Annotated in this window: 19 protein-coding genes; 14 read left to right on the forward strand and 5 right to left on the reverse strand. The window is 63.8% G+C overall.

Annotation, left to right across the window (positions count from 1 at the left end; all coding sequences use genetic code 11):
* Positions 1 to 23: 23 nt before the first annotated feature.
* Both AC1ECK_RS07535 and AC1ECK_RS07540 read left to right on the forward strand, forming a co-directional pair.
* Positions 24 to 1,388: a short-chain fatty acid transporter gene (locus tag AC1ECK_RS07535; protein ID WP_480317526.1), complete on the forward strand. Its 1,365-nt coding sequence runs from the start codon at positions 24 to 26 to the stop codon at positions 1,386 to 1,388.
* Between the two features lie 40 nt (positions 1,389 to 1,428).
* Entirely contained in the window at positions 1,429 to 2,805 is a 1,377-nt protein-coding gene (locus AC1ECK_RS07540; RefSeq protein WP_480317528.1) for a 2-hydroxycarboxylate transporter family protein, read from the forward strand.
* 21 nt (positions 2,806 to 2,826) lie between these two features.
* Here AC1ECK_RS07540 and AC1ECK_RS07545 read toward each other — a convergent pair whose 3' ends face one another.
* The 4 genes from AC1ECK_RS07545 to AC1ECK_RS07560 all read right to left on the reverse strand — a co-directional run bounded on the left by AC1ECK_RS07545 (position 2,827) and on the right by AC1ECK_RS07560 (position 5,581).
* Positions 2,827 to 4,077, reverse strand: coding sequence for an ATP-binding protein (locus AC1ECK_RS07545; RefSeq protein ID WP_480317530.1), 1,251 nt, complete (start codon positions 4,075 to 4,077; stop codon positions 2,827 to 2,829).
* 105 nt (positions 4,078 to 4,182) lie between these two features.
* Entirely contained in the window at positions 4,183 to 4,926 is a 744-nt protein-coding gene (locus tag AC1ECK_RS07550) for a response regulator (RefSeq protein ID WP_480317532.1), read from the reverse strand.
* Between the two features lie 64 nt (positions 4,927 to 4,990).
* Positions 4,991 to 5,242, reverse strand: a complete 252-nt coding sequence (locus AC1ECK_RS07555; protein WP_480317534.1) for an EF-hand domain-containing protein — start codon at positions 5,240 to 5,242, stop codon at positions 4,991 to 4,993.
* 24 nt (positions 5,243 to 5,266) lie between these two features.
* Entirely contained in the window at positions 5,267 to 5,581 is a 315-nt protein-coding gene (locus AC1ECK_RS07560; protein ID WP_480317536.1) for a hypothetical protein, read from the reverse strand.
* A gap of 316 nt (positions 5,582 to 5,897) precedes the next feature.
* On the opposite strand from AC1ECK_RS07560, the gene AC1ECK_RS07565 reads away from it, so the two are divergent.
* The 12 genes from AC1ECK_RS07565 (at position 5,898) to AC1ECK_RS07620 (ending at position 19,415) form a co-directional block, all read left to right on the forward strand.
* Positions 5,898 to 6,959: a MurR/RpiR family transcriptional regulator gene (locus tag AC1ECK_RS07565; protein ID WP_480317538.1), complete on the forward strand. Its 1,062-nt coding sequence runs from the start codon at positions 5,898 to 5,900 to the stop codon at positions 6,957 to 6,959.
* Positions 6,910 to 8,049: an ABC transporter substrate-binding protein gene (locus tag AC1ECK_RS07570; RefSeq protein ID WP_480317540.1), complete on the forward strand. Its 1,140-nt coding sequence runs from the start codon at positions 6,910 to 6,912 to the stop codon at positions 8,047 to 8,049. The genes AC1ECK_RS07565 and AC1ECK_RS07570 overlap by 50 nt, the downstream gene beginning before the upstream one ends.
* A 2-nt stretch (positions 8,050 to 8,051) precedes the next feature.
* The gene (locus AC1ECK_RS07575; RefSeq protein WP_480317542.1) at positions 8,052 to 9,173 is read left to right on the forward strand and encodes an ABC transporter ATP-binding protein; all 1,122 of its coding nucleotides are present in this window, start codon (positions 8,052 to 8,054) and stop codon (positions 9,171 to 9,173) included.
* Positions 9,170 to 10,015, forward strand: coding sequence for an ABC transporter permease (locus AC1ECK_RS07580; RefSeq protein WP_480317544.1), 846 nt, complete (start codon positions 9,170 to 9,172; stop codon positions 10,013 to 10,015). The genes AC1ECK_RS07575 and AC1ECK_RS07580 overlap by 4 nt, the downstream gene beginning before the upstream one ends.
* Entirely contained in the window at positions 10,012 to 10,791 is a 780-nt protein-coding gene (locus tag AC1ECK_RS07585; protein WP_480317546.1) for an ABC transporter permease, read from the forward strand. The genes AC1ECK_RS07580 and AC1ECK_RS07585 overlap by 4 nt, the downstream gene beginning before the upstream one ends.
* A gap of 43 nt (positions 10,792 to 10,834) precedes the next feature.
* The gene (locus tag AC1ECK_RS07590) at positions 10,835 to 11,974 is read left to right on the forward strand and encodes a M24 family metallopeptidase (RefSeq protein ID WP_480317548.1); all 1,140 of its coding nucleotides are present in this window, start codon (positions 10,835 to 10,837) and stop codon (positions 11,972 to 11,974) included.
* A gap of 21 nt (positions 11,975 to 11,995) precedes the next feature.
* Entirely contained in the window at positions 11,996 to 13,426 is a 1,431-nt protein-coding gene (locus AC1ECK_RS07595) for a M81 family metallopeptidase (protein WP_480317550.1), read from the forward strand.
* 326 nt (positions 13,427 to 13,752) lie between these two features.
* Complete coding sequence (locus AC1ECK_RS07600; RefSeq protein WP_480317552.1) at positions 13,753 to 14,700, forward strand: TauD/TfdA dioxygenase family protein; 948 nt, start codon at positions 13,753 to 13,755, stop codon at positions 14,698 to 14,700.
* 143 nt (positions 14,701 to 14,843) lie between these two features.
* Positions 14,844 to 16,061 (forward strand): acyl-CoA dehydrogenase family protein, encoded by a 1,218-nt coding sequence (locus tag AC1ECK_RS07605; protein WP_480317554.1) that lies wholly within the window; start codon positions 14,844 to 14,846, stop codon positions 16,059 to 16,061.
* Positions 16,062 to 16,212: 151 nt separating this feature from the next.
* Positions 16,213 to 16,557 (forward strand): DUF3088 domain-containing protein, encoded by a 345-nt coding sequence (locus tag AC1ECK_RS07610; protein WP_480317556.1) that lies wholly within the window; start codon positions 16,213 to 16,215, stop codon positions 16,555 to 16,557.
* Positions 16,558 to 16,674: 117 nt separating this feature from the next.
* On the forward strand, positions 16,675 to 18,051 hold the full coding sequence (locus tag AC1ECK_RS07615; protein WP_480317558.1) for an LLM class flavin-dependent oxidoreductase: 1,377 nt from the start codon (positions 16,675 to 16,677) through the stop codon (positions 18,049 to 18,051).
* Complete coding sequence (locus tag AC1ECK_RS07620; RefSeq protein WP_480317560.1) at positions 18,048 to 19,415, forward strand: LLM class flavin-dependent oxidoreductase; 1,368 nt, start codon at positions 18,048 to 18,050, stop codon at positions 19,413 to 19,415. Before AC1ECK_RS07615 ends, AC1ECK_RS07620 begins: the two co-directional genes overlap by 4 nt.
* Before the next feature lie 221 nt (positions 19,416 to 19,636).
* Here the strand turns inward: AC1ECK_RS07620 and AC1ECK_RS07625 are convergent, their stop codons facing one another.
* The gene (locus AC1ECK_RS07625; RefSeq protein ID WP_480317562.1) at positions 19,637 to 20,500 is read right to left on the reverse strand and encodes an ABC transporter ATP-binding protein; all 864 of its coding nucleotides are present in this window, start codon (positions 20,498 to 20,500) and stop codon (positions 19,637 to 19,639) included.
* Positions 20,501 to 20,537 lie beyond the last annotated feature (37 nt).

The following is a 20,537-nucleotide window of genomic DNA, read 5'->3' on the forward strand; positions in this document are numbered from 1 at the left end:
CGAATCTCAGGAGACACGATTACATGAAACCGACCACCGCTGCCACGCCCGTGCGCAGAACGAGCTTCACCGAAGCGACGATTGGCCTCTTCGAACGGACCATTCCCGATCCGTTCGTTCTCGCGATTCTTATCACGGTCGTGGTGGCCGTGCTCTCGGCGCTGTTCGCGCCGCACGCTTCTGTGGGGCGGCTGGTAGGTGGCTGGTACAAAGGATTCTTCGACATCCTCACGTTTGCGTTTCAGATTACGCTGGTGCTCGTCACGGGACATGCGTTCGCTCATGCGCCACCGGTGCAGCGTGCGTTCAAGGCGCTGGTGGCGCTCGCGCGCACGCCGGCGCAGGCCGCCACGCTGACATTCGTGCTGGTCGCCGTCGCGTCGTTTTGCAACTGGGGACTCGGCCTCGTGGTGAGCGCCTTGCTCGCGCGCGAAGTGGCCAAGCGCATGCGGGTCGATTTCGCCTGGATCGTCGCAGCCGGTTTCTCGGGATGGGTGGTATGGGCGAGCGGCATTTCGAGCTCGATTGCACTCGCGCAATCGACGCCCGGCAGTTCGATGAACGTCGTGCAGAAGCTGACCGGCGAGGTGCTGCCGTTCAGCGCGACGGTCTTCACCCGTTTCAATCTGGTGCCGACCCTTGTCATGCTGTTCGTGATGCCATTCGTGTTCATGCTGCTCAAGCCGAACGATGCGGACGCGGTGGTCCTGGATACGGAAAAGCACCCCGATGCGCCCCTACGCGAGAAGCCGCAGGGCAAGTTGAGCTTTGCGCGCTGGATCGAGTATTCGTGGTTGGGCAGTGCGTTTATCGGCGTGGCGGGCGTGGCGTTTTTCGTCCTGGCTTATACGCAGCACCTCGCATTCTCCGGTGTCAACGCGGTGATTTTCGTCATGTTCATTGCGGGCGTGATACTGCACGGCTATCCGCTCGCCTATGCGGATGCGATCAAAAACGCCGCGAAACAGACGGGTTCGATGATGCTGCAGTACCCGTTGTACGGCGGCATCATGGGCATGATGGACGCGACCGGCTTGCCTGACGTGATCTCCCACTTCTTCATCGCGATTTCGAATGTCCACACGTTGCCGTTCTGGAGCTATGTGTGCTCGCTGATCGTCACGTTCTTTATCCCGAGTGGCGGTGGCCACTGGGCCGTGCAGGGTCCGTTCGTCGTACCGGCCGCGTTGTCGTTGCACGCGTCGGTGCCGGCGACGACGATGGCCGTCGCGATGGGAGAGCAGGTGTCGAACATGATGCAGCCGTTCTGGGCGGCGCCGGTGGTGGCGATGGCCGGGATCGGCGTGCAGCGCGTACTCGGGTTCACGGTGATCACGTTCGCGGTCGGCGCACTCGTGTACGGCGCCGCATTGCTGCTGCTGGTCTGAGCCCGAGACGATCCGGATAGGAATGAGGGGAGACAGGTAGATGGAATCAGCCACGAATCACGGCACCGTATCCGCCCCGGCGAGCGGCACGAGCGGCAGCAATGCGGCGCCGTTGCCTGAACGCAGCTTCAGGGACCGCTGGTGGGCGGTCTTCGACAGCCGCATCGGCGCCTTGCCTGTGCCTGTGTATCTGCTGCTGATCGCCGTGCTGGGCGCGATGACGCTCAAGGGCAAACTTGCCTCGGACCTGCCGACCGGCATCGCGCTCGTCGCGGTCGGCGGCTTTACCTGCGCGGAACTGGCGAAGCGTATTCCGTGGATCCGCCACATCGGCGCCACGTCGATCTTCGCGGCGTTCATTCCGTCGATGCTGGTGTACTACAAGTTGATGCCGCATCCAATCGTGAAGGCGGTGACGGACTTTACCAACAGTTCTAATTTCCTGTACCTGTTCATCGCGGCGATCATCGTCGGCAGCGTGCTCAGCATGGATCGGCAGACGCTGATCAAGGGTTTCGTGCGCATCTTCATTCCGGTGGCGAGCGGATCGGTGGTGGCGGCACTGGTCGGCGCGGGTGTGGGCGGCGCGCTTGGGCTCGGCTTCCGGCACGCGCTCTTTTTCGTCGTGGTGCCGATCATGGCGGGTGGCGTGGGCGAGGGCGCGCTGCCACTATCGGCGGGCTATGCGCAGATCATGGGTGTGGAGCAGGGCCCGTTGTTCGCTCAGGTCCTTTCGGCGGTGATGCTCGGCAACATCGTTGCAATCTGCTGCGCGGGTCTGCTGAGCTATCTCGGCACCCGCCGGCCCACGTGGACTGGCCGCGGACGGCTGACCGTGGCGCAAGCTGACGATGAGGCCGTGAACCCGGCACCGCTGTCGTTCGAGTTCGACGTCAGCGCGGTCGCCGCGGCGGGTGCGACGGCGATTGCGTTCTATCTGCTCGGCGTGCTGGGTCACCAATGGTTCGGCTGGCCCGCGCCGGTTGTCATGCTCGTGCTGGTCGTCGCCGCGCAATTGTTCCAGGTGGTGTCGCCGCGGGTTCGAGCCGGCGCGCGTTTCATGTACGGATTCTTTTCGAGCGCTGTCACGTATCCGCTGATGTTCGCCATCAGCGTCGCGATGACGCCATGGGGCGAAATCGTGGCCGCCTTTCACTGGGTGAACATTGTCACCGCGGTTTCGACTGTGCTGGCACTGGTCGTGACCGGTTTCTTCGTCGGCAGGCTGGTGGGCATGTATCCGGTTGAAGCGGCGATCGTCAACGCCACGCATAGCGGGCTCGGCGGGACAGGCGACGTGGCGATTCTCACCGCGGCCAACCGGATGGAATTGATGCCGTTTGCACAGATCGCGACCCGCATTGGGGGCGCCATAACGGTGATGACGGCGCTCGCTGTCTTCGCGTTGCTGCGCTGAGCGCTGAGGATTTTCATGCGCTTACCCAGCAGGCAGGCGCACCCTGGCAATCAGACCGTTCGGGGTATTGCGCAAGAGATCGAGCGCGCCGCCGTGTTGCTTCGCGATGCGCTCCGCGATGGCGAGACCAAGGCCAGTGCCGCCGCGCTGCTCGCTTTGCGCACCGCGACGAAACGGTTGTTTCATCATCGGCAACAAGGCATCGGGCACACCAGGCCCATGGTCCCTGACATCGATCGTCACGAAACCATCCGTCATGCGGGTAACGATAGACAGGCTGAACTGTCCGTGCACGACCGCGTTCTGCATGAGGTTCATCAGCAGTCGCTGCATTCCGGTCGGCCGAAAAGAAATAGCGGGCAGCGAACCCAGTGACAGGGCGAACGTTTGTCCGAGCCCCGCGTAGTCCGCCACCAGACGTTCGATCAATGCGTTCAGATCGCCAGGTTTAGCGGGCTCACTGCCCCAGCCTCGTGCGAAATCGATGAACTGCTGCACGATCGCGTCAATCTCATCCACGAAGCGTTCCGCACTGGCCGCCGGCGCCTCGACTGATTCCGGCGCAGAATGCACCATACGCAGCTTGGTAAGGGGAGTGCGAATGTCGTGTGAGATACCCGCCAGCATTTCTGCCCGGGTCGCCTCCAGTTCCTGAAGTGTCGCCACCATCCTGTTGAACGCGTCCGCGACCACTTCCAGTTCGCGAGGTCGTTCGACGGGCACGGCCTCAGGCCAGCCGCCATGCTCGATCGTATCGGCCGCGCGCGCGAGCCGGCGAAGCAGACGTTCAACGGGCCGATGAATCAGGAAAGCGACCAGCGCCGGGAACGTCGCAATACTCAACAACAGACAGATCAGCGTCCACGGGAGACCGTGATTTGCGTTGGGTGCGCCGGAAAGCAGCATCCAGTAATACTCCTGCTGCACACGCAGACGAACCCAGACGCGATGTTTGCCGTCACGTTCCCAGCGAATCTGCTCATCGCGCCCCAACTCGGCAGACAGGCGAGAAACGAAATGACGTGCGATCAGATTCACGGGTAGCTGTGATTCGACATCTGCAGGAGGAACATCGCTTTGCGAGACGCCGTTGATGGCGAGGAGCTGCTCCTCTCTGGCATCCTTCGGCAACGCGGATAGCAGCCTTGTCAGCGTGCGGATCTGTGTGGCCGTCAGCGCTGCCGCATCGTCGATTCGTGGCCTCTGGATGAAAAATATATAAATGCCGAACGCAAACGACTGGCTGAAGAGCACAAGCAGGATCAGCGCCAACGCGTTCCTTGCGAATATAGAGCGAAACCAGCCTGACATGAGGCTCCCTGATGATGACGACGTGGTTGGGTGATACCCGGTCCTGTCCGGTTCGCAGTCCGGCGATCACCCGTCGAGCCCTGCGACGAGCATGTACCCGGTGCCCCACACGGTACGGACGTGGCGGGGCGACGCGGCATCCGCCTCGATGATCTGGCGCAAGCGGAGCATCTGTACGTCGACGCTGCGCGTATTCACCTCATAACGACGCCCCCGTGCACGCTCGATCAGATTCTCCCGGCTGACCGGGCGGTTTGGCGTCTGCGCCAATGCGCACAGCAAGTGCATCTCCGCCGAGCCGATATCAACGGGTCTATCTGCCACCGTCAGTTCCTGAAGATGAGGTTTGAACAGGTGGGCCCCGAAGCGCAGTGTGAAGGTTTCACGTTCGCTGACTGCGCCGCTACGCGCGCTTTGCTGCTGCGCCGGGACCTGCTGGCGACGGAGCATCGCACGCACACGGGCAACCAGTTCATGCGGCAGGAATGGCTTGCCTAGATAGTCGTCGGGCCCCATCTCGAGACCGGCGATCCCGTCGATCAGATCGCCTCGGGCCGTCAACATCAGAATGGGGATCGTCTGGCCTTGGGTGCGCAGACGTCGGTATACGGACAGCCCGTTTTCTCCTGGCATCATGATGTCGAGAATCAGCAGGTCGTAGGGATGCCGCTCAAGGAACACGTCGAGATGGACGCTATCCCTGACGGTTCTCACCTCGAAACCCTGTGCCGTCAGAAAGCGTTGCAGCATGTTGCGGATCTCGAGGTCATCATCCAGTACGAGGATGCGGCCCGGCAAAGTCTGATTCATCGACTGTTCGTCTCCCAGCAGAAGATGTGACTGCATGGTTGCTCGAAACGCTGGGTGCATTTATTTACTGCTGGTTCTTCTCGATGTACTGCTCGATCTGCGGCAAGGTGATATAGCCCTGATGCGTGCTGTCGATCTCGTCGAAGTGCGCAGCCACGCGCGGCATGCCGGCCTGCGCTTCCTCTCTCGTCAGCTTGCCGTCGTGGTTCACGTCGGCTGCGGCAAAGCGGGCCTCGAGTTTCTGCTGCATCGCGCTTTGCGCAAAGGCAGGTGCAGCTACAAGGATGCCGAGCAAGACAACGCACATACGCTTCATTTAATTCCTCCTGGTTGGACAAGCTTAACGGACGACCACGACTCCTCGTCCCCAATAGCCATATCCACCGCGGACCACGACCGTTGTTGGACGCGCGACATATACAGGTGCGGCCACGACCGCGGGTCCGACGACTACGGCGGGCGCGGTCGCAACGACGGGCGGCGCCATAACAACCGGAGCAGGAGTGATCACGTAAGGAGGCGCCGGAACAGCGACGACAGGCGCGGCCACCACCGGCACGCCAATGCCCACGACAACACTGCCGGCCATGGCGCAGGGAGCGATACAGGTGCCGACGAGGCAAACCACCAGTGTGACGGGAAAGCGAACTTTCATGGCATCTCCAGAGCAGATTGACGAATGTCGCAATGGTCAAACGCGACAGCGATCGTCACTCTAGAGTCACCAGAGATTTCAAGCTGTTCAAAAGATATGTCAATGTATGTCAGCGCGCCCGGATCTCGCGGACGTACGTGGCGCTCGTTGCCTCCAGCTCAACGGTTCGCACATCACGACGGCTCCGGGGTCAATCCTCTTCCAGTCCGCCGTCCGGCCCTATGAGCGCCGCCCTCTGCGCGCGCCGTTTTTTGACCGCTTGACACCGAATGTCGCAACAACTACATTTAATTTTAAAATTGTAGCAAACACGACAATGCCACTCGAACCCATCGTCCCGACGTCGTTTTCCGACGCGCTGCGCCTGCACTTCGATTCGCTGACCCGCGCCCAGCAGGCGCTGGCGCGCCATATCGCCGACCACACCGAACGGGCGGCGTTCATGACCGCGCGCCAGCTCGGCGATGCGACCGGGCAGAGCGACGCGGCGGTCGTACGCTTCGCGCGCGCGATCGGCTATCCGGGCTTTCCGCAGATGCGCAGCGCATTGCGCGAAGGCCTGCTCGAGCGCGTCGGCGCGGGCGGCATGCGCGCCGCGGCCGAAGGCCCCGCGGTCGGCGAGGACGTGAAAAACGAGGTGTTTTCGTCGGACGCCGCGTTGCTCGACGCCACGGCGCGGCTGAATCCGGTGGCGCTCGGCGAGCGCGTCGCCGACCGCCTGATCGCCGCGCGGCGCATCTGGGTGAGCGGCCACGGCACCACGTATCCGCTTGCGCTACTGCTGTCGATGCACCTGAACCAGATTCTCGGCACCTGCGAGACGCTGACCGTCGGCCATGGCGACATCGCCGACCGCATCCGCCAGGTCGGCCCGGACGACGTGCTGATCGGCATCGGTTACGCGCGCTATCTGCCGTACACGATCGAGCTGATGAAGCTCGCTCGCCATTACGGCGCGCACGTTGTCGCGATTACCGACAAGCCGTCCTCACCGCTCGCGCAGATTGCCGCGGACACCTTCGTGGTGGGCCGCGAGGGCACGGCGTTCAGTTGGTGGTCGCAGGCCGGCACGATGAGCCTGATCAACTGGCTCGTCGCGCTCGCGATGACGCGCAACGGCGAGAAAGCGACCGCGCTCCTGCAACGCTCGGATGATGCGTGGCGCCTGCTCTCGCACTGGAACGCCAACGACGATACCGGCGACACGCCGTCGCTCGCCGCGCAACTCGACGAACGCCTGCGCCAGACGCACGAGTCCGCCAAACGCACCGCCACCTCGAACGAATCCGTAAAGCCCGACCGACAAACCGCGAAAGAGAGACCGACCCATGCAACAGAGAAAGTTTCGAAACGACGCACACGGCGCCGAGCCGCTTGACGCTGCACGACCGGCCGACGCTGGCCGCCGCCGCTTCCTCGCGACGAGCGCGGGTCTCGCCGCCGCGAGCGCATTGCAGTTCGCCGCGCCGTCGCCGGCGCGCGCAGCGGACGACGCCGGCAAGGTCGTCGTGCGCGGGCTCGGTGGCGCGTACCAGGATGTGATGGCGGCCGCGGTCCACAAGCCGTTCACCGCCGCGACAGGCATCGAAGTGGTCGTGCAGCCCGCGACCGCCGCGCAGATCCGCGCGATGGTGCAGGCGGGCCGCGTGTCGATCGACGTGGTCGATCTCACCGATATCGCGCAGGTGGCGCTCGACAAGATCGGCGCGCTCGCGCCGATCGACTACGCGAAGATGAAGTTCACGCACCCGGACGATATTCAACCGGTCGTGCGCAAGCCGAACTACGCGGGCAGCCTGTTCTTCTCGACGGTGATGGTCTACAACACCGAGGTCTTCAAGAGCGGCTCGCATCCGAAGTCGTGGGCTGAGTTCTGGGACGTGAAGAAATTCCCCGGCGCGCGCACGCTCGCTGACCAGCAGTCCGGCTCGGCCGAACTGGAGTTCGCCCTGCTCGCCGACGGCGTGCCGATGGACAAGCTCTATCCGCTCGACGTGCCGCGCGCGCTCAGGTCGCTTGCGCGCATCAAGCCGCAGATCGCGACGTGGTGGACGACCGGCGCCGCGTCCGCGCAGTTGTTGGAGCGCAAGGACGCCGTGCTCGGCGGACTGTGGAACGGCCGCGCGCAGGACCTGATCGACAAGGGCGCGCCGCTCGCGATCGAATGGAACGAGGCCAAGCGCCAGACGCAGTGCCTGAGCATCATCAAGCAGGCGCCGAACGCCGCGAACGCGCAGAAGTTCGTCGACTTCGCGTTGCAGCCGTCGGTGCAGGCGGAAATCGCGCGCCATCTCGCGTACGGCCCGACCAACCGTGCGGCGCTCGCGATGCTGAAGCCCGAAGAGCTGTCGCGTCTGCCGAGCTCGAAGGAGCATTTTGCGCAGTCGTTTCAGCAGGACCCGCAGTGGTGGTCGGACAATCTGGCCGCGGTGGGTCAGCAGTGGCAGTCGTGGGTGCTGCAGGGGTGAGCATGAGCATCTCGACGGGCGCCGGCGCGAGTCTCGAACTGCGCGGCATTACCAAAACCTACGGCCGTGCGGCGGCTGTGCGCAATCTGGACCTGAAGATCGAGGCCGGCGAGTTCGTCACGCTGCTCGGCGCGAGCGGCTCGGGCAAGACGACCTCGCTGATGATGCTGGCGGGTTTCGTCGAACCGACCTCGGGGCAGGTGCTGATCGGCGGCGAGAGCGTCATCGGACTCGCGCCCGCGCAGCGCAATCTCGGCGTGGTGTTCCAGAGCTACATGCTGTTTCCTCATCTGACGGTCGCGCAGAATCTCGCGTTTCCGCTGCAAATGCGTAAGCTCGGCAAGCAACAGATCGCGGCGAAGGTCGCGCAACTGCTCGAAACCGTGCAGCTCGCGGACAAGGGCCAGCGCTATCCGCGCGAACTCTCCGGCGGTCAGCAGCAACGCGTCGCACTGGCGCGCGCGCTGATCTTCGATCCGCGCGCGCTGCTGCTCGACGAACCGCTCGGCGCGCTGGACAGGAATCTGCGCGAGCGCATGCAGCATGAAATCAAGGCGCTGCATACCTCGCTCGGCACGACGATGGTGCTGGTCACGCACGACCAGGAAGAAGCGCTCACGCTGTCGGACCGCATCGCCGTGATGCACGACGGCGCGATTGCGCAGATCGGCTCGCCCGCCGATCTGTACGAGCGGCCGCTCACGCGTTGGGTCGCGGAGTTCGTCGGGCAATCGAATCTGCTCGATGGCGTCGTGGAATCGGTGGAGGCGGGCCGCGCGGTGCTGCGGCTCGCCAATGGCGCGGCGCTCGATGGCGCGTGCGCGCCGTCGCTGCGCAAGGGCGAACGCGCGAGCGCGCTGCTGCGGCCTGAACGCATCGCGCTGTCGAAGCGTGGCGGATATTTCGAGGGCGAAGGCGCCACGCTCGACGCCGTGGTCGTCGATTCGCTCTATCTCGGCCACACCGTGAAGTACACCATCGCGCTCGCGGACGGCCAGCGTCTCGCGGTGCAATTGTCGAACACCGGCGCATCGACGATGCCCGCCGCCGGCGACGCGGTCACGCTACGCACCAATGCACAGAGCGCATGGCTGATGCCCACGGCCGGGGAGCGCGTAGCATGAGCGCCGCGCGCCGGCGCGCCCCCGCCTTCTGGCTGCTGCTCCCGCTGCTCGCGTTCGTCGCAGTGTTCTTCATCTATCCGCTCGGCGCGATGCTGGGGCGCGCGGTGCACGACAAGACCGGCTTCACGCCCGTCTATATGCTGCGCATCCTGCACGAGCCAGCGTATCTGATCGTACTGCGAACGACCTTCGAGATCGCCGCGCTCGTCACCCTTCTCACGCTCCTGACCGGCTATCCGCTCGCCTATTTTCTGTCGCAACGCAAGCCTCGCACGGCGACGCTTTTGATGATCCTCGTCGTCATTCCGTATTTCACGAGCGTGCTGGTCCGCACCTATGCGTGGATGGTGCTGCTCGGCAGCCACGGCATCGTCAACGATCTGCTGATGCATCTGCATCTGATCGATGCGCCGCTGAAGCTGCTCTACAACCGCACCGGCGTGCTGATCGGCATGACGTACATGCTGCTGCCGTACATGGTGCTCGCGCTCTACAGCGTGATGCGTTCGATCGATGCGCGTCTGCTGCTCGCCGCCGAAAGCCTCGGCGCAGGCCGCACGCGTGCGTTCTGGCGCATCTTCTTCCCGCTGGCGATGCCGGGCGTCGCATCGGGCGGACTGCTCGTCTTTATCCTCTCGCTCGGCTACTTCATTACGCCGGCGTTGATGGGCAGCCAGCAAGACAGCCTGATTTCAATGGTGGTCGAAGCGCAGATCGAAACTTACTTCGACTGGAACTTTGCCTCGGCGCTCGCCGCCGTGTTGCTCGCGAGCACGCTGGTGCTGTTCGCGCTGTATGAACGTCTGATCGGACTGAACCGGCTTTTCGAGGCGAAACTGTGAAACCGCGTGGAACCAGCTTGCCGCTCGCGATCGTCGCGCTCGCCGTGCTCATCTTCATGGCCGCGCCGATCGTGCTCGTCTTTCCGCTCGCACTGAACGATGCCGGCTATCTGTCGTTTCCGCCCAAGGCGCTGTCGCTGCGCTGGTTCGTGTCGGTGCTGACGGACCCGGACTGGCTCGCTTCGATCTGGCTGAGCGTGCGCATCGCGTTCGTCTCGACGCTGCTGACGCTGGTCCTGTCGTTGCTCGCATCGCTTGCGCTCGTGCGGCATCGCTTCGCGCTCAAGCGCGCGGTCTATGCGCTGATCCTGCTGCCGATGATCGTGCCGAACATCATCGCGGCCATCGCGATGTTCTTCTTTTTCTCGGATGTCACGGTGTTCGGCAACATTGGCGCCATCGTGATCGGCCATGCGGTCGTGTCGTCGCCGATCGCTGTGATCATCCTGTCGTCGACGCTGCAGGCTTTCGACGGCCGTCTCGAAGACGCCGCGCATAGTCTCGGCGCGAGCCGCATCACCGCGTTCCGCCGCATCACGCTGCCGATGATCGCGCCCGGCGTGATGTCCGCTGCGATCTTCGCCTTCCTGACTTCCTTCGACGAACTGCTGATCGCGCTGTTTATGGCGGGCACGTCGTCGCAGACCTTGCCGGTCCGCATCTGGAACGCCGTGCTGTTCCAGCTCGACCCGAAGATTGCCGCGGTCAGCGCGCTGCTCGTTGTCGTGTCGGCAGTCACGCTCGGCCTGAGCGCGCTGGCGGGCCGCCGCGGCTGATTTCCTTTGCTTAAGCTCATTTCGCGCGCCATGCGCCATTTCCATGACTATCGATAAGAACCTGCTGTTTTCCCTCGACGAATACCGCGACCGCCTGGAGAAGGTGCGCGCCGCGATGCGCGCGCGCCGGCTCGACACACTGATCGTCGATCAGACCGACTTTCTGTTCTACATCAGCGGCTTCGGCATCTCGGAGAACATGTATCGCGCCTGCGTCGTGCCGCTCGAAGGCGAGCCGGTCTTCATGTTGCGCGCAATGGACGAACTGCCGTATCTGGAGACGACGTGGCTCTCGCAGCACGTCGGCTTCTCCGACTGGCAGGACCCTATCGAGGTGCTCGCGCAGTTGCTGCGCGAACGCGGCTGGGACGCAGGAAGCATCGGTCTCGACGGCGATTCGTACTGCATGACGATCAACCGCTTCAACCGCCTGAAGGCCGCGTTGCCGCAAGCGCAGTTCGACGACTTCTCCGGTGTGCTCGAAGTGCTGCGCATGCGCAAGTCGCGTGCGGAAATCGACTATGTGCGGCGCGCCGCGGCCATCGGCGATATCGCCATCAGCGAGGCGCTTGCGGTGGCAGGCGTCGGCAAGTCGGAGCGCGATGCGGCGGCTGCCGTGAGCTACGCGTTCATGCGCCACGGCGCCGATTCGGGTCGCGCGGGCCCGATCACGAACGGCGTCGGCGATGCGTTCCTGCACGGCAATCTGCACAGTCGGCCGCTCGAGCGCGGTGAGATCCTGCATATGGAATTGCTGCCGTTCGTGAACGGCTACAGCGCGCGCATCATGCGCCCGGCGGTGATGGGCGAAGCGAGCGGCGCACAGCAACGGATCGCCTCGCAACTGCTGGAGATTCAGGATCGCCAGTTCGCGGCGATGCGTCCCGGCGCGGTGGCGAAGGACGTCGATGCGATTGCGCGCGAGGCGATTCTCGCCGCCGGGCTGCGCAGCACCTTTCCGAACATCACGGGCTACACGCTCGGCTATTACCCGCAATCGACGCCGCACACGAGCGACTTCACGCGCGTGTTCCTCACCAATTCCGACTGGCTGCTGGAGTCGGGCATGATCTTCCACATGTACGTGTCCGCGAACGGCATCGCGTTCAGCGAGACCGTGCTCATCACGGATCACGGCATCGAACTGCTGACGCGCAGCCCACGCCGTCTCGCAGTGGTCTGAGCCTTTGCGGAGAGTACGTCGATGAGAATCGCCGTCGGTGGCATTCAGCACGAGACCAATACGCACGTTGCCGCAAGCACGCCGCTCGATGCATTTGTCCAGGGTGGCGGCTGGCCGGGATGGCAGAAGGGCGCGCAGATCATGGCGACGCTCGACGCGATGAATCTGCCGGTGAGCGGGGCGATCGCCGCGCTCGCGGCCGATGCGCGCGTCGGTGCGGCGAACGTGGTGCCGCTCATGTGGGCGGCGGCGACGCCGTCGGGCCGCGTCGAGGACGCTGCATTCGATGCGCTCGCCGGCGAACTCATCGAGCGTATCCTGGCAGCCGGTCCGCTCGATGGCCTCTATCTCGATCTGCACGGCGCCATGGCGACCGTCTCGCACGATGACGCCGAGGGCGAACTGCTCGCGCGCATCCGCGCCCGCGTGGGCGCTGCGCTGCCGATCGTCGTGAGTCTCGATCTACATGCGAACGTGAGCCGCCGTTCGTTCGAACTGTGCGACGCGATGGTCGTCTATCGCAGCTATCCGCATGTCGACATGGACGAGAGCGGGGCGCGCGCGGCGCGTCTGTTGATCGAGCGCATCGCGCGCGGGCGTCCGTGGGCGAAGGCGATGGCGGAGGTCGCATTCGTCGCGCCGTTGACCGCGCAATGCACGCTCGCCGAACCCGCGCAATCGCTGATGGCGCTACTCGAGCGCACCGAAGACGAAGAACGGTTGGCGTCGATGTCGTGGGCGAGCGGCTTTCCGTTGGCCGACGTCGCGTGCCGGCAGCAGACCGTGCTCGTCTACGGCGATAAGATATTGACCGCGCACCGCGTGGCGGCGCTGTTCGCGCAAGCGGTCGAAGCGCAGCGCGAACGCTTCACCGAAGCGCCGCTGACGCCCGACGCGGCAGTGAGCGAAGCATTCCATCGTTGGGCCGCGCAGCCCGGCATGCCGGTCATCCTGTGCGACACCGACGACAACCCCGGCTCGGGCGCGGCGTCCGACAACACCGCGATTCTTCGCGCGCTCGTCGCGCGCAAGGCCTATCGTGCAGTGGTCGCCGTCGTTTGTGACGCGCAGGCCGCACAGGCGGCGCATGCTGCAGGTGAGGATTCACGCATCACGCTGGCGCTCGGCGGACGCGCGCCGGTGCAGGGCAGCGTGCCGTTCGAAGCGGCCTTCATCGTCGAGCGCACGACCGACGGACGCTTCACCGGAACCGGCCCGATGTGGCGCGGCTCGCCGATCGATCTCGGCCCCATGGCGCTGCTGCGAGTCGAGCACACGGATGTGTGCGTGATCGTTTCGTCTCGCACGATGCAGGCCGCCGATCAGTCCATCTTTCGTCACGTCGGCATCGAGCCGAAGACGATGTGCATCCTTGCATTGAAGAGTTCGGTGCACTTTCGGGCGGATTTCAACCAGATAACATCGTCGGTGATCATTGTGCGCGCTGCGTAGGCTGCGCTCAAAAGAAACAAGGCGGTTGCGTCCCGGATCGGGGCGGGATATGCGGCCTGCCCATATGAATAGCTGCAATTCTTGGTTTGCCGACGCAGGCGGAGAGGATAATTTTCCAGATCGGTCCATCAAGACGGGAGGCGCTCATGAGCCGTCGTGGATGCGACCTTCGAACTTCTGATTCGGGCGCATTGAGGCGCGCGCCGTTCCGGCCCGTTCGCACTGCAGATGTTTTGCATATGCGCAAAGATTGGTTGAGCTGGCATCGGGACGATCTTACTGTTGATGTCTTGCCGCTCAGGCAATCCATCTATCAGGAGTATTCCATGAGTGCAGCCGTCTCGGCCGAAGCGACCTCGCTTCAGGTTGCGCCCCTCTCGGCGCATATCGGTGCGGAAATTCACGGCGTCGATCTCACGCAGAAGCTATCGGCCCAGCATGTCGCCGAGATACGCGCTGCCTTGCTGAAGTGGCGCGTGGTGTTCTTCCGGGAGCAGTTTCTCACGCACGAGCAACATGTCGCGTTTTCCGCGCAGTTCGGCGAGCTGACAGTCGGACATCCCGTTTTCGGGCACGTGGACGGTCATCCGCAGATTTACTCCATCTCCAAGTTCCGCAAGGCCACACGGTTCGAGGGCGCCGCGCTGCTAAGACCGTGGACGGGCTGGCATACCGACGTGACCGCCGCGGTCAATCCGCCGTACGCGTCGATTCTGCGTGGCGTCACGATCCCGCCGTTCGGGGGCGATACGCAATGGACCAATCTCGTCGCGGCTTACGAAAAACTGTCGGAACCGCTGCGCGCATTCGTCGATGGACTGCGCGGCGTGCACCGGTTTGCGCCGCCGGCCGGCGCGAAAGGCACGGATGCGTTTGTGCAGGCGGTGTCGCAGCGCACCCTTGTGACGGAGCATCCGCTTGTGCGCGTGCATCCGGAAACCGGCGAGCGTGCCCTGTATGTGAGTCCGAGTTTCCTGAAATATATTGTCGGCGTCACGCCGCGAGAGAGCCAGGCGCTGCTGGAGCTGCTCTGGGAGCATGTGACGCGCCCGGAATTTACCGTGCGTTTCAAGTGGGAGGCGGGCAGCATTGCGTTTTGGGACAATCGCGCCACCGCGCATCTGGCGCCCACCGACATCTACGATCTCGACTTTGACCGCCAGTTGTATCGGACCACACTGGTTGGCGATGTTCCGGTCGGACCCGACGGCAGAGCGTCGGTCGCCCTGGAAGGGTCGCCGGTCGGTGCCGCGGCAGCCACGGCGTTGAATTGACTGCGGCGGTGTTGGTATGTACGCGAGCGCGAACCGTCCGGGTCGCGCTCGCTGCTATTGCTTGGATAGGAATGCTTGGTTTTTAGATCCATGCTTTGCCGTCGGACTTGCCAGGTCCGTGCGTTTATACAAGGAAAGAAGGTATGCAGGCCTTTAACGAAACCACCGTGCAGTCGCGGCTCCAGGCGGCGTTGTCCGCGTTGCCGAGCCTGGCCGAAGCGATCGGCGCGGACGCCGCGCAGCGGGAAGCCAGGCGCGAATTGCCGTTTGACGCGTTTGCCCTGTTTCGGGAGTCGGGGTTAAGTGTGTTGCGTCTTCCGGTGGAGTGGGGCGGTCTCGGTGGCACGTTGGAGGATCTGTTTCATGTGATTACCACCCTGGCCGCGCACGAGTCCAATGTCGCGCACGCGCTGCGAATCCATTTCGACTTGACCGAATCGCTGTTGCTGTCGCCGCGCTCTACATTCAATGACATACAGATCGAGCGCTTGCAAAAGGGCGCGATCTTCGGCGGGGCATCCACTGAACTTGGAACCTCGCGTCCCGGCGAGATCACCACGAAGCTGGTACGCGACGGCGGACACTATCGCGTGACGGGCCGAAAATTCTATTCGACCGGGACCGCATTTTCCGACTATGCACGGATCAACGTCCAGGATGAAAACGACCAGAACGTGTCGATCGTGATCCCGGTGGCGCGCGAAGGCCTGCAGGTGCTCGACGATTGGGACGGCATGGGTCAGCGCATGACGGCAAGCGGCAGTCTCGTGCTCGACAATGTGCGGGTCTATGCGCATGAAATCGCGGCGCGCGGCAATACGACGCTCGCAGGACGGCATGGCGGCGCGCTGCGGCAGTTGCATCTGGTGGCCGTCGCAGCCGGGATCGTGGGCAACATCGTTGCGGATGCGCGCCGCTATGTCACGGAGTTCGGCCGGCCTGTGCTGCATAGTCCAGCACCGTCCGCGCGCGAGGATGGATTCGTGCAACAGGTCGTCGGTGACCTCGCGGCGCATAGCCTGTCGATCGATGCGTTGGTGCAGCAAAATGCGCGGACTCTGGAGCGCTCGGCGAATGCGATCCGCAAGGGCGCCGGCAACGCCGAAGCGCTGGTGCTGGAAGGCGCGCTGGCGACCGCCAAAACGCAACTGGTCGTCAGCAAGCTGGCGCTGTACGCGGGCGAACGCCTGTTCGAAGTAGGCGGTGCGTCGGCCACGGCACGCACGCATAACTTCGACCGCCACTGGCGCAATCTGCGCACGATCTTCAGCCACAACCCGCTGTTGCACAAGGCGCGGGTGATCGGCGATTACGAGTTGAACGGCGTGACCACGCATTTGACGGAAGGGCGGGTGTTCTGATCTGCGACTGGTCGCTGTGATGCCGCCTGAATCCCGGCGGTGTTCGCGCTAAGTTGCTGGCTGCATATCGTTCTGCTGATTTCTTCGTGGCGCGATCTCAAGCGAGGGATGAGAATCGTCTGACTCATCACCCTCTGGATTGCCGCACATCATGAGCCGAGATCTTCTCTTGCTGCTGGAACCGGGCTTTACGGATCCGAAATACCCAGGCGAACGCTTCATTTGCCCCGATGGCGCACCCATTGAAGGGTTGCTTGCCAGCGATCCCGCGAAGACCGCCAGCCTCGACATTCAGCGTTTGCCGTTTGCGCGCCCGCGCGAGGTGGCGATCCAGGCGCTCGACGCCGATCATCAGAGCCTGCCCGTGCTAATCCTCGGCGACGAGCATTCCGCTCCCGCCGATGCGCAGACGCTAGGCGAAAAGCGTTTCGTCACGGACACGAAACGCATCCTGGCGTTGCTCGCCGAACGCCACGGGTTTCCAAAGATCCACTGACGTTGCCGGATGATCCACCGGTCCGAATCGAACCGGCCGGTGGTGAAGCCACGCCATGCTGCGCTCGCTTCGCTTCCGCGAAGCGAGCAGGAATGACCGCGTCACGGAGACTTTCCCATGAGCTACGCACCACGCCAGTTGCATCTGAACATCAACATCCTGCATTCCGGCTTCGTTCCGTCGGCGTGGCGAGTCGGGCAGGCCGATCCGCACGCGTTCATCGACGTCGCTCATTACGTGCGCATCGCACAGATTGCCGAGGCGGCCAGGTTCGATGCGGTGTTCCTCGCCGACAACGCGTCGATTGCCGACCAGATCGGCTTTCGGCCGATTACCGCGCTCGAGCCGACAGTGCTGCTGGCAAGTATTGCAGCGGCCACCTCGCGCATAGGCGTGATCGGGACTGCATCGACCAGCTACAACGAGCCGTACAACATCGCACGCCGCTTCGCGACGCTCGACCACGTAAGCGTAGGACGCGCTGGCTGGAACGTTGTCACCACCGCCGATCTGGGTTCGGCGCGCAATTTCGGCCGCGAGGCGGTGCCCGATCACGCCGAGCGCTATGCCCGCGCGGCCGAGTTCACCGAGGTGGTCAAGGCCTTGTGGGATAGCTGGGAAGACGACGCGTTCCTTGGCGACAAGGCCAACGGGCATTTCGTCGACACCGGCAAGATTCATCCCATCGCACACCACGGCAAATATTTCGACGTTCAGGGGCCGCTGAATCTGCCGCGCTCGCCACAGGGGCATCCGGTGCTGGTGCAGGCTGGGGCGTCCGCGGATGGCCGCGACCTCGCGGCACGCCATGCCGAGGCGGTGTTTTCCGCCTCGCAGTCGTTCGAAGAATCGCTTGCGTATGGGCGCGAACTGAAGGCTCGTGCAGCCGCCTACGGGCGCAGCGCAGTGAAAGTCCTCGCCGGCTTGACGACGATTATCGGCGCCACGGAAAGCGAAGCCTTGCGCCGGCGCGACGAACTGGTCGATCTGATTCCCTGGAGCTACAGCCTGACGCGTCTCGCCGGTACCCTTGGTATTCCCGCTGACAGGCTCAAACTCGACGAGCGGCTGCCTGACAATCTTGCCCTGCCGGGTGGCGGCAATGGCAACCATACTTTCTTTCACGCGACTATCGCCCAGGCGCGGCGGCACGGTTATACGGTGCGCGAGTTGATCCGTTCACTGGCAGGTGGGGGCGGACATCGCGTGCTCGTCGGGACACCTGAGCAGATTGCGGACGACATCGAACATTGGTTCAAGGCCGGCGCGGCAGATGGCTTCAACCTGATGCCCGACGTTCTGCCGGGCGGCTTGCAAGACTTCGCGGATGGCGTAGTGCCGATCCTGCAGCAGCGCGGCATCTTTCGCAGCGAATACGAAGGCCGCACACTGCGCGAACACTTCGGTCTGGCGCGGCCCGACAACGGCCGTCTGTGGCAGAAGAGCGCCTGGACCATCGTCTCGAATCCTCAATTTCTTCGTCCATTACCATGACCAAACGCACTGGCCATTTGCGTCTCGGCGCCTTTCTCTACCCTGCCGGGCACCATATCGCAGCATGGCGTCATCCCGAGGCGCAGGCCGACGCCGGCGTCAATTTCAGACACTACGTGCAACTGGCCCAGACTGCGGAAGCCGCGAAGTTCGATCTGGTGTTTCTCGCCGACGGGGCCGGCACGCGCGGCGATAACGTGGAGTTCCTCAGCCGCACGGCGCATAGTTACGTCGCGCAGTTCGAACCGATTACCCTGCTGTCGGCGCTGGCGGCGGTCACCGAGCACGTGGGGCTCGTTGCCACGGCCTCGACCAGCTTCAACGAGCCGTACCACATCGCCCGGAAGTTCGCGTCGCTCGACCACATCAGCGGCGGGCGGGCCGGATGGAACCTGGTGACGTCTTCGAACGAGCATGAGGCGAGAAACTTCAACCGCGATAAACACTTCGAGCACGCGGAGCGCTACGAACGAGCGGTCGAGTTCGCGGAGGTCGTGAGCGGCTTGTGGGATAGTTGGGAGGACGATGCTTTCCTGCGCGACAAGGAGCAAGGGCGCTTCTTCGATCCGGCGCGGCGTCACGTCCTCGATCATAAGGGGCGTTTTTTCCAGGTAAGGGGGCCGCTGAATGTGGCACGCTCGCCGCAAGGCCATCCGGTTGTGGTGCAGGCCGGATCGTCCGAGGCGGGCCGGGACCTTGCGGCCCGCACGGCCGAGGTCATCTTTACGGCGCAGCAGACGCTCGAGGATGCCGTCGATTTCTATACGGACGTCAAGGGGCGCCTCGCTCAGTATGGCCGTCATCCCGACGACCTGAAAATCATGCCCGGAGTATTTCCGATCGTGGGCCGTAGCGAGCGCGAGGCACGCGAGAAGTTCGAGCAGTTGCAGTCGCTCGTCGACCCGAAGGTGGGTCTCGCTCTAGTGTCCGGGCTTACGGGAGGCTTCGACCTGTCCGGCTATCCATTGGATGGCCCGATCCCTGAATTGCCCGAGACGAACGCGAGCAAGAGCCGCCAGTTGTTGACGCTGGAGTTGGCCCGGCGCGAGAACCTGACGATCCGGCAACTCTATCTGCGGGTCGCGGGCGCCCGCGGGCATTGGCAACTCGTCGGCACACCAGCTCAGATCGTCGATCAACTGGAGGAACGTTTCGTCAAAGGTGGCGCTGACGGCTTCAACGTCATGCCGCCGGTGCTGCCGGCCGGGCTTGACGATTTCGTCGAACTGGTAATCCCCGAGCTCAGGCGACGTGGGCTCTTCCGCAGCGCATACGAGGGCCGCACCTTGCGTGAGAACCTGGGACTGCGGCGCCCCGTCAACCGGCATGTTGGGCAAGCCGGTTTCCAGCACGCCGTTGCGTGAGTCTGCCTAGCGGCGGTGAGGCGGCGGGGGCGGGTTGCCGGAAATCCGGCAGGACCCCGCCGCGTTCTCTTAGCTAAACGCGGCTCGCGCCGGCGCCGCTGTCAGCGCGTAACGGTTCTGCGGCCGCGGCAAGCCCGGGTTGTCGCGCAGCGTGCGCCCTTCGTACTCGGTTCTGAATTTGCTCGGTGGGATTGAGGCGTGAACGTTTGGTGCAGGCAGGTTCACCACGCGAGCCGCCATTGCGTGATCGGCGGGGTAGCCGAGGGCGCAGGAATCTGCTGGCCGCCGGGCGGCACATCATCTGCTTCGTCGTGAAGGGTGGCGCCGTTCTCGGCAAAATCGGCGAGCACCTCGTCGCGCAAACGGATGAAGCGCGCATCGCTGCGCTGGCGTGGCCGTGGCAGCGCGACTTCGACGATCCGCTTGATGCGTCCAGGGCGCGGCGCCATCGTGACGACACGATCGCCCAGATAGATGGCCTCGTCGACGTCGTGCGTCACGAGGATCATGGTGATGCGCTCGCGTTCCCAGATCCGTTGCAGTTCGTTCTGCAGGCGCGCGCGGGTGAGGGCGTCGAGCGCTCCGAACGGCTCGTCGAGCAGCAGCACGCGAGGCCGGTTGACGAGGCCACGCGCAATCGCCACGCGTTGCGCCATCCCGCCCGAGAGTTGATGCGGATAGGCGTTCTCGAAGCCGTTCAGTCCTACCAGTGCGATGTGCTCGGCAACCGCTTCACGTTTTTCTTTAGCTGACAGCGGCGCATTGCGCAACGCGGCGAGAATGTTTTGCGAGGCGGTTAGCCACGGAAACAACCGATGGTCCTGGAAGACGATGCCGCGTTCCAGCGACGTATTGCTCACTCGCTCGCCGGCTACCCGGATCTCGCCGCTGTAATCGCTGTCGAGTCCGGCGATCAGCCGCAGCAACGTCGACTTGCCGCAGCCGCTCGCGCCGAGCACGCTGACGAATTCGCCGGGCCGCACCAGCAACGTGATGTCGTCGAGTACCGCGAGCGCCTCGCCACGCTGCGCGTAGTGCTTGCTGACGTGAAGAATGTCGAGTGACTCGGAAAGCGTGGTGCTCATGAACGATGATCCTTTGTGTGACATGGTGGCGCTGTCT

The organism is Paraburkholderia sp. SSBN10T (genome assembly GCF_056619545.1).